The following is a 6,243-nucleotide window of genomic DNA, read 5'->3' as shown; positions in this document are numbered from 1 at the left end:
CGGGCCCCGCCCCGTTTCCTCCCACCACCCCCTACCGGGGGGATACCCGATCGGCGCGCCGCCCCGGGCGGGCTATGCTCGTGGATGACTCGTCAGGGGCCGTTAGCTCAATTGGCAGAGCAGTGGACTTTTAATCCATTGGTTGTGGGTTCGAGTCCCACACGGCCTACCACTAAGCCCCTGCTCAGCGTGCAGCTGAGCAGGGGCTGACGTCATCTCGGGGGACAAGTCGGGCGCCGTCTGCCGGTGCATCCCCGGCCGGGGACGGGGATGCACCGGCCGGCGCGGTCTCAGCGGGCGACGGTGTACGGCTTCAGGGTCGCTGGGTCCACGAACACCAGGAACGGGTCCCCGTACGCCCGGTCCCGCATCAGCCCGTGCCGCTTCCGTGGCGCGGGCGCTGCCGCCTTCTCCGCCTGGTACCGGGCGGCCACGGTCGCGTACCGCGGGTCTGTCCACTCCATCGGATCACCTCTCCCGGTTCCCCAACGACGGTACGGACGCCGGGCAACGACGTAATCGGAACGGTCAGTTCGGTCCGCTCGGCCCGTCGCCCTCACCGAAGCCGGCGCAGCTGCCCTCGGGGCCGCCTGGGGAGTGCTGGCACGACGCGGCCACGGGGATGCTGGTGTCGCTCGAGCCGCTCCACAGCTTCGGGTCGGGTACGTATCCGGCGGCCTCGATGGCGGCCCGCGTGGCGAGCAGGACGTTCGGATCGAGGCGGTCAGGTCTGGCGCAGACCTACACCGCTGAGGCGGTTGCCGTGCAGACACACGAACGGGGCCGTGTCCACCGTCTCGCGACCCTCTCGGATTGCCAACTGCGCGGTGGCGAGGCCGAGCTGGCAGCCGCGACGGCGGGCACGATGCTCGACACGATGGAGGGAATGGAGTCGCAGCGGCTGCGAGACCGTCTCGTCAAGGTCCGACGCTCGCTTGTGGGCCTACAGAGCCGGGCAACGGCCGACGGCGTCGGGCGGATCGACGACACCCTGCGCATCCCTGTGTAGCCGGGCGTTGCTGGGATGGGGGCACCCCCAGTGAGAGGTCCTGATCATGTCGGAGTGGAAAAACCTCGGTGAGCGCACCATGTACGAGAACCGGTGGGTCACCGTGAACATGGCCGACGTCGAACTCCCCGACGGCCGTCACCTCGACCACACCGTCATCCGCCTGCGCCCGGTCGCCGTGGCGGCCGTCGTCAACGAGCAGCAAGAGGTGCTTCTCCTCTGGCGACACCGCTTCATCACCGGGGCGTGGGGCTGGGAACTTCCCTCCGGCGGCACGGGAGAAGGGGAAGACCCGGCAGCGGCAGCAGCGCGCGAATTCGAGGAAGAAACCGGTTGGCGGACCGGACCGATGCAACTGCTGCTCACCGTCGATCCGCAGCCCGGCATCTCCACCTCGCACCACCGCGTGTACTGGTCGGATCAGGCTGAGCAGGTCGGCGCCCCTGCGGACGACTTCGAGTCGGCGCGACGGGAGTGGGTGCCGCTGCGCAAGGTGCCCGAGCTGGTGGCGACCGGGAAGATCCGCAGCGCCGTCGCCGTCGCCGGCCTTCTGCTCCTCCACCACCGTCGTCTCGCCTGACTCTGGACGCACGAAAGGGCCTCCTGCCCGGTCCGAAGGCCAGACAGGGGTGCAGTTCGGGCACGTGGCGCCGGTGTCGTGGCGGTTTCCGGGGCGCCGTCCCGCCCGGCAGGGGGTGTGTGCGGCGCCCGTACGATCTCGGCGGAGCAAGCAAGTCGGACGACATACGGGGGAGTACTCATGCAGTGGGCAGCGCGTCAGGAGTTCGAGCGCAGGGCCGGGTGGCAGCAGGGTTGGGGGGTCGGGCTCATGGTGGTGGCGGCGGCGCTGTTCCTGTGGCTCGGCTACCTGTTGCTGATTCCGTTCACCGTGCACCACTACCACGATGAGATCGAGTGCGAGGCGCCGGTGTTCTACAGCAGCGAGCGCACCTCGTACAGCGAAGGCGCGGCAGGGCGGTGCAGTGCCGCGCGGGACTGGCCCGAGTTGCTCGGGGTCGGGGTTCTTGCCGTACCGCCGGCCGTCGTGGGTGCGGCGTTGTTCACCAGCGGGAGCGCACGCCGGCGGGCGAGTGCCCATGTCTTCCAGGTCCTGGAGATGCGGGACTCCGAGGAGCGCGCCCGGAACAAGACGAGGCCGAAACTCTGACTCCGCCGGGTCAGTGGGCGGCTTCGGCCGTGGCTTTGAAGTCCGTCAGCCAGCTCTTGAGGCCCTGACTGAGGATCTCCGTCGCGGCCGGGACGTTCGCCTCGACCTGGGGGCCGGTCGCGACGAGAGGGGCGATCGTGGGCATGGTGTGCCGCCTTTTCTCAGTTCAAGATCCGTGGGGTTACGGGTCTGTCTCAGGGGGTCGTGGTGGCGAACGGACGTGCGGTGATGGCCGGAACCGGCGTTCGGGCCCGCCCTGGGCGGGTTGTGGGCCGTTGGGCGGGGCGTTGTGGCCCGGGATGCGTGTAACAGCAAGGTATTAGCGGGCGGTTGGGAGGAACGGCCGACCGGTTGAGGCGGGTCCTGGTGTTCAGAAACCGCGGCTCGCAGTGAGTGGCCGGGCCCCGGATCCCCAACCGATGAGGAAGAAACGATGCGCGTTCGCAAGCTCACCTTCGCCGCCCTGGCTGTTGCCGCGACCCTCTCGCTCACGGCGTGCAACGACGAGGATCTGACGGGGCAGGGTGATCCTTCGGCCGCGTCGACCGCGTCTCCTTCGGGCGGTTCGGGCTCGGACAGCTCGAACGGTTCGGAGAAGGCCGGCGGGCAGCAGGGCGCGGGCTCCGAGTCCGGCTCCGGTGGCGGTGGGGCGGAGAAGTGCCGTACCGACGACCTGGACATCAGCGCGACGGACGGCACGATCGGCGGCGACACCGAGGGCACGGTCGTGGTGGAGTTCAAGAACCTCGGCGGGAAGGACTGTGTGCTGGCCGCGTACGCGGGTGTCGACCTGAAGACCGGTTCCGGGTCGCTGTCGGCGGAGCGTACGGGGCAGGAGGCGGACACCACCGTCCTCAAGGACGGGGAGTCGACGTTCTTCGGTGTCACCTACCCGATGAACGACTCCGGCGGCTCCGGTGTCAGCGTCAGCGCGCTCCTGGTGACCCCGCCCAACGAGACGAAGTCGTTCTCCGTCGAGTGGCCCGGCTCCAACACGCTGCCCGTCACCGACGGTTCCGGCTCCTCTGTGAAGGTCGGCCCGATGGGCAGTGCCGGACAGGGCGGCGAGAGCTGACCCGTACGACTGCCACCGACTCCGCGCGCCCCGACCGGTTCACGCCGGCCGGGGCGCGGTCATGTCCGGGGCGGGTCGGGCACGATGACGACCTTGCCCGCGACCGTACGAGACGAGTGTTCCGCCCCCTCGATCTACCGCCACTTCCCGGACCAGCCCGCCATCATGCTGGCCGTGGTGCGCGACGCCTTCGCGGATCTGGACCAGCAGCCGCGTACCGCGATGGACGCCGCGGGCGACGAACCCCGCGCGCGGCTGACGGCCTCGTGCCACAGCTGTCTGGAGTTCGCCCTGGCGGAGTGTGTCGCCGCTCGGTCTGCACGGCCTCGCCCACCGGAGGGCGGTCTCGCCCGCGTTCCGCTGGCCGTCCGGCATCGCCGAACGTGTCATCACCGCGCTCGCGCACTTCACGGACGGCGGCGCCGGCCGGGGACGGTGACAGGCGCCGCACCCTGCCCTCAAGGCCCGCGCGGCCAACTCACCGCCTGACCCTGGACACTTGATCAATCCCGGTGTGCGGCGGGAGCGAAGTGGACAGACGTGGGGGAAGACCGATGAGGCTCTGCTTTCTGGTGGAGGAGCAGTACCGGTACGACGGGATGCCGGTGGATGTGATCGGCCGGCTCACGGCGTGGGGGCACCACGTGGACGTCCTGCGGCCCGGCACCTCGCTGATACGTGTCTCGGAAGCCGTGCGCGCGGGCAGCCACGACGCCTGGATCCTCAAGACCGTGTCCGGCGGCCCCGGTCTGACACTGCTGGAGGCCGCGGCCGCCGCCGGACTCACCACCGTCAACGACGCCCGGTCCATCCGTGGCGTACGCGACAAGGCGCTGGCCGCGGCGATCGGGCGCGGCGGCGGGCTGCCGGTGCCCGTCACCTACGCCGCCGCGCGTCCGGAGGCCCTGGCGGAGATACCCCGCGGCGAGTATCCGCTGGTGGTCAAACCCGCCGACGGGAGTTCCGGCCGGGCCGTACGGCTGGTGGACTCGCCCGACCTGCTCATGCGCATGCGGGACCGGCTGGCGGGCGAGGGAATGCTGATCGCCCAGTCGTACGTGCCGAACTCGGGGACCGATCTCAAGGCGTACAGCGTCGGGGGACAGGTGTACGCGACGGAGCGTTGCTCGCCCCTGCACCCCGAACGCGCCTTTCCCGAGCGGCGGGTGCCGCTGGCCGCCGAACTGGCCGCCCTCGTGGCCCGGGCCGGGGCGGTGTACGGCCTTGATCTGTACGGCGTGGACATCCTGCTGGGGCCCGACGGGCCGGTGATCGTCGACGTGAACGACTTCCCGAGCTTCCGGCAGGTCCCGGACGCCGCGTCGCTCGTCGCCCGAGCCATCCTGGACCGGGCCCGTACGGGTGGCGATCTCACGGCCCCGGCCGTGAAGGTTCCGGTTCCGGTACGAGCGGGGGAGACCGGATGAGGATCGGCGTCATCGCCTCGGGAACGCGCCATCCCGTCCTGGACGCCATGGCCGGTCTGCTGGCACCCGCCCACCATGTCGGCTGGATCGACCCCGGACATGTGACGGATCCCAACGGCCCGCCCGCCGACATCTATCTCCTCAAGGCCAGAACCCGAGCCGCGCTGACCCTGGCGCGGACGCTGGAGGACCGGGGCGCCCCGGTCGTCAACTCGGCCGCGGCCACCGGGCTCTGCCAGGACCGTACGGCCATGGCCGCCCTCGCGCACAGCGCCGGCCTGCCGTTCCCCGAGACCACGACCTTCCCCACGCTGGGCGGGCTCTCCGACACGGCGACGGACCTCACCCGTCCGCTCGTCGTCAAGAGCCGCCACAGCCGCCGGCACGATCTGGTCGCGCGCGTCGACAGCGCCGTACGGCTCCGCGCCCTCGCCGCCGACTGGGCCCAAGAACCGGTGGTGGTACAGCCGTTCGCCGACAACAGCGGCCAGGACCACAAGCTCTGGGTCGTCGGCGACCGGGTCTTCGCCGCGCTGCGCCCCTCGGAACTGGCGAGCACCGGCCGGGGACCCACCGTCTCCCTGCCCCTCGGCGAACTGCCCGCCGGCTGGATCGACCTCGTCCGCGAGGTCGGTGCCGTCTACGCACTCGACGTGTACGGCGTCGACATCGTCGACACCGGCGACGGCACCCCGCTCATCGTGGACATCAACGCCTTCCCCGGAATCCGCGACCAGGAAGGCGCACCGGAGACACTCGCCGCCCTCGTGCTGCGTACGGCGACGGGCGACCGGGCGCGGGCTACGGGTGCGCCCCCGCCCTCGTGACCGAGGGCCGTGCACGGGTCGGGTTCAGGACCCGCGCACGATCATCTTGCCGGTGTTCCCGCCGCGCAGCATGGACAGGAACGCGTCCACGATCCGGTCGAAGCCCGTCACGACGGTCTCGTCCAGGGCGAGTTGTCCGCTGACCAGGCGCGGTACGGCGAACTCGTACAACTCCTCCCGCACCTCCTGATGGTTCCGCACCAGGAAGCCCTCCATCCGCAGGCTTTTCTCCACCACGTCCGCGTGGTCGAAGCGCACGGGCGGCGCGTCCGGGGTGTTGTACTGGCCGACCGTGCCCACCCGTACCACCCGGCCGTGGTCGCGCAGCGCGCCGATCGCCGCGCCCAGGTGGTCGCCGCCGACGTTGTCGACGTACACGTCGATGCCGGCCGGCGCCGCCTTCGCCAGGAGGTCGGCGACGGGGCCGGCGTGATAGTCGAACGCCGCGTCGTAGCCGACCCGTTCCGTCAGATACGCGACCTTCTCCGGTGTGCCCGCGCTGCCGACGAGCCGTCCCGCGCCCATCAGCCGGGCGAGCCGCCCGGTGGCCGTACCGACGCCACCGGCCGCCGCCGAGACGAACAGGTCTTCCCCTGCGCGGAGTTGGGCGATCCGGGTCAGTCCGACGTACGCCGTGAGGCCGGTCCCGCCGAGGATGCCCAGATGCGCGGAGAGGGGAACGCCGTCGTGGTGCGGGAGGCGGCGCGCCTCGTCGGGGCGTACGACGGAGTGCGTGC

The 6,243-nt window shown here is 70.9% G+C and carries 10 protein-coding genes and 1 tRNA gene; 8 read left to right on the top strand and 3 right to left on the bottom strand.

Annotated elements, in window-relative coordinates; genetic code table 11:
* Positions 1 to 96 precede the first annotated feature (96 nt).
* A tRNA-Lys gene (locus tag BHU15_RS35705) sits at positions 97 to 172 on the top strand.
* 118 nt (positions 173 to 290) lie between these two features.
* On the opposite strand, the gene BHU15_RS40620 is transcribed toward BHU15_RS35705, so the two are convergent.
* On the bottom strand, positions 291 to 464 hold the full coding sequence (locus BHU15_RS40620; RefSeq protein ID WP_167756269.1) for a hypothetical protein: 174 nt from the start codon (positions 462 to 464) through the stop codon (positions 291 to 293).
* Between the two features lie 299 nt (positions 465 to 763).
* Between BHU15_RS40620 and BHU15_RS39875 the strand changes: the two genes are divergently transcribed.
* The 3 genes from BHU15_RS39875 (at position 764) to BHU15_RS35690 (ending at position 2,177) form a co-directional block, all read left to right on the top strand.
* Complete coding sequence (locus tag BHU15_RS39875) at positions 764 to 1,009, top strand: hypothetical protein (protein WP_141726964.1); 246 nt, start codon at positions 764 to 766, stop codon at positions 1,007 to 1,009.
* 46 nt (positions 1,010 to 1,055) lie between these two features.
* The gene (locus tag BHU15_RS35695; RefSeq protein ID WP_069630903.1) at positions 1,056 to 1,589 is read left to right on the top strand and encodes an NUDIX domain-containing protein; all 534 of its coding nucleotides are present in this window, start codon (positions 1,056 to 1,058) and stop codon (positions 1,587 to 1,589) included.
* Between the two features lie 180 nt (positions 1,590 to 1,769).
* Complete coding sequence (locus BHU15_RS35690) at positions 1,770 to 2,177, top strand: hypothetical protein (protein ID WP_069630902.1); 408 nt, start codon at positions 1,770 to 1,772, stop codon at positions 2,175 to 2,177.
* Between the two features lie 10 nt (positions 2,178 to 2,187).
* Here BHU15_RS35690 and BHU15_RS39555 read toward each other — a convergent pair whose 3' ends face one another.
* Positions 2,188 to 2,322, bottom strand: coding sequence for a hypothetical protein (locus BHU15_RS39555; RefSeq protein WP_438285000.1), 135 nt, complete (start codon positions 2,320 to 2,322; stop codon positions 2,188 to 2,190).
* 288 nt (positions 2,323 to 2,610) lie between these two features.
* On the opposite strand from BHU15_RS39555, the gene BHU15_RS35685 reads away from it, so the two are divergent.
* The 4 genes from BHU15_RS35685 to BHU15_RS35675 all read left to right on the top strand — a co-directional run bounded on the left by BHU15_RS35685 (position 2,611) and on the right by BHU15_RS35675 (position 5,506).
* A complete protein-coding gene (locus tag BHU15_RS35685; protein ID WP_069630901.1) occupies positions 2,611 to 3,252 on the top strand; it encodes a DUF4232 domain-containing protein in 642 nt (213 codons plus the stop codon).
* 301 nt (positions 3,253 to 3,553) lie between these two features.
* Positions 3,554 to 3,691 carry a hypothetical protein gene (locus BHU15_RS40985; RefSeq protein ID WP_209269253.1) on the top strand — a complete coding sequence of 46 codons (138 nt, stop codon included), beginning with the start codon at positions 3,554 to 3,556 and terminating at the stop codon, positions 3,689 to 3,691.
* A 115-nt stretch (positions 3,692 to 3,806) separates the two neighbouring features.
* On the top strand, positions 3,807 to 4,679 hold the full coding sequence (locus BHU15_RS35680; protein ID WP_069630900.1) for an ATP-grasp domain-containing protein: 873 nt from the start codon (positions 3,807 to 3,809) through the stop codon (positions 4,677 to 4,679).
* Positions 4,676 to 5,506 carry an ATP-grasp domain-containing protein gene (locus BHU15_RS35675; RefSeq protein WP_069630899.1) on the top strand — a complete coding sequence of 277 codons (831 nt, stop codon included), beginning with the start codon at positions 4,676 to 4,678 and terminating at the stop codon, positions 5,504 to 5,506. Before BHU15_RS35680 ends, BHU15_RS35675 begins: the two co-directional genes overlap by 4 nt.
* A gap of 24 nt (positions 5,507 to 5,530) precedes the next feature.
* Here BHU15_RS35675 and BHU15_RS35670 read toward each other — a convergent pair.
* Positions 5,531 to 6,243, bottom strand: a 713-nt coding sequence (locus BHU15_RS35670; protein ID WP_069630898.1) for an MDR family NADP-dependent oxidoreductase, incomplete at its 5' end; no start/stop codon positions are given.

The sequence above is a fragment of the Streptomyces niveus genome (assembly GCF_001723055.1).
Classification (GTDB): Bacteria; Actinomycetota; Actinomycetes; order Streptomycetales; family Streptomycetaceae; genus Streptomyces; species Streptomyces niveus.
The sequence above is the reverse complement of the archived record's forward strand: the minus strand, read 5'-3'. Positions and strand labels throughout refer to the sequence as shown.